3 protein-coding genes are annotated in these 2,092 nt (G+C 40.8%); all 3 read right to left on the bottom strand.

Annotated elements, in window-relative coordinates; all coding sequences use genetic code 11:
- Nucleotides 1–153: 153 nt before the first annotated feature.
- Entirely contained in the window at nt 154–921 is a 768-nt protein-coding gene (recO, locus tag RAC86_RS38095; protein ID WP_003230055.1) for a DNA repair protein RecO, read from the bottom strand.
- 36 nt (nt 922–957) lie between these two features.
- Nucleotides 958–1,101 carry a YqzL family protein gene (locus RAC86_RS38090; RefSeq protein ID WP_003230053.1) on the bottom strand — a complete coding sequence of 48 codons (144 nt, stop codon included), beginning with the start codon at nt 1,099–1,101 and terminating at the stop codon, nt 958–960.
- A gap of 147 nt (nt 1,102–1,248) precedes the next feature.
- The coding region (gene era / locus RAC86_RS38085) for a GTPase Era (RefSeq protein ID WP_377886896.1) at nt 1,249–2,092 on the bottom strand (844 nt) is incomplete at its 5' end.

Below are 2,092 nucleotides of genomic sequence, written 5' to 3'. Positions count from 1 at the left end.
TTTTTTAAAATTGCTCAAGAATGACTTTCGTTGCGTGCTCATCCTTAGCTTACACCGCCCTAAGGTCGCTTTCATGAGGTAAACGCAAGTAATTCTTTCTCTCACTGCAACATATTTTATAATAAATGATCATATAAAAAGATGGACCAAATGTCAACTTTTGTTTTCACCCATAAGATGTTTCATGCTTTCCATTTGATCTAAAAAGCGCTTTGATTTTAAATACAATCCCGAATATTCTTCGTAATATAAATCAATCACTTGCTTTAATTCAGCTTTTGTTTCCTCTTTTAAGGACACATTGCCGAGTCTCGACAGATCAAAATAGTAAAAGAGCCTTAACAGCCTTGCCGTTTGCGGTTTAATCGGTATCCTGTAAGGATCTTTTTCAAAACAGCGGTGGCATATAAAACCATTATCACGAACAGAGAAATGAAAGGTTCCGTCTTGGCTTTTACAATGTACACAATGATTCAGCTCAGGATACAGGCCCATGACACCGAGCATCTTCATTTGAACAATGAAGGTGATAACATCCGGATCTGTTCCTTCATTCAACTGCTTTAATGATTCTAATATGAATTCAAATAAATAAGGATTTGGCTTTTTTTCTTCTGTGCCTCTGTCGACTAACTCAGCAACATAGGCAGCATATGCTGTTAAAAACAAGTCTTCCCTGATGCCTCTCATGCTGAGGATCATTTCCCCCTGCTGAAGCGTTCCGAGGCCCGATGTTTTTTGCATTAAGAAAGAACCATACAAAAAGGGCTGGCTGACTGCTGATAAACGGCTGTTCGGTTTTTTGGCGCCTCGTGCCATAACACCTATTTTTCCGTGTTCTCTTGTCAGTAATGTTACGATTTTATTCGTCTCTCCGTAATCATTTGTGCGAAGAACGATCCCTTCACATTTTGTCAGCATTTCCGCACCTTCCTCAAGCAGGAGCGGCCAAGAGGTTTATAAAATTGGATAATCAAATCGGGCTAGCTCATCTTCTAGTTCTTCGGGTCTTTCCATGTTCTCTTTTTCCAGTTCTTTAAAAAGAAGATACGTATCAACATTTCCTGTTTGAGAAAATACGTTCCAGGTAAAATTCAACACAAGAAACCCACCTTTCTGTAGTTAAACTAGCTTACCTAAACTCCAAATTCTTACCTTTATCTTGACCAGATGTCCTCCATTTCATGTTAAACAAAATTTGCTAATGTATCCCTGTTCCTGTGAGATAATGACACACACGGGAAGAGATTAATATTCGTCCTCTTTAAAGCCAAAATCGCGAAGCTGGGACATTTTATTACGCCAGTCTTTCTGCACTTTCACCCACAATTCAAGGTAGACACGGGAGCCCAACAGTGCTTCAATATCCGCTCTCGCTCTTTTTCCAACCTCTTTTAGAAGGCTTCCTTTTTTACCGATCACGATGCCTTTCTGGGAATCCCGCTCGACCACAATCGTTGCCGCTACGTGCACAGAACCGTTGTCCTGCCCTTTGATGGATTCGATGGCCACCGCAATGCTGTGCGGGATTTCTTCTCTCGTCAAATGCAGCACCTTTTCCCTGATTAATTCAGAAATGATAAATCGTTCAGGGTGGTCAGTTACCTGGTCACTCGGATAGAATTGCGGCCCTTCCGGCAAATACGCTTCGATCTGCGCGAGCAAGGTTTCGATGTTATTTCCTTCTAAAGCAGAAATCGGAACAATTTCCTTAAAAGGATAACGTTTGCTGTATTCGTCAATTAGCAGAAGCAATTGGTCGGGATGAATTTTATCGATTTTGTTTACGATTAAGAATACAGGCGTAGACATCGTCTGCAATTTCTCAATGATGAATTCGTCGCCCTTCCCGTAGCCTTCCTCAGCATTGATCATAAACAAGATCAAATCGACTTCTTTTAATGTATTTTGCGCCACTTTCATCATAAAGTCCCCAAGTTTATGCTTAGGTTTATGAATCCCTGGTGTGTCAATAAAAATGGTTTGTGATGTGCCTGTCGTCAGTACTCCTTGCACCTTGTTTCTCGTCGTTTGGGGCTTATCGCTCATGATCGCGATTTTTTGTCCAATGACTCTGTTCAAAAATGTAGAT

It is taken from the genome of Bacillus sp. LR_5, assembly GCF_042709275.1.
Note: the sequence above shows the minus strand (reverse complement) of the source record. Positions and strands in the feature narration are given on the sequence as shown.

Bases quoted from the DNA above. Each gene is read 5' to 3' on its own strand.
- recO (WP_003230055.1), bottom strand. From the start codon at position 921: ATGCTGACAAAATGTGAAGGGATCGTTCTTCGCACAAATGATTACGGA.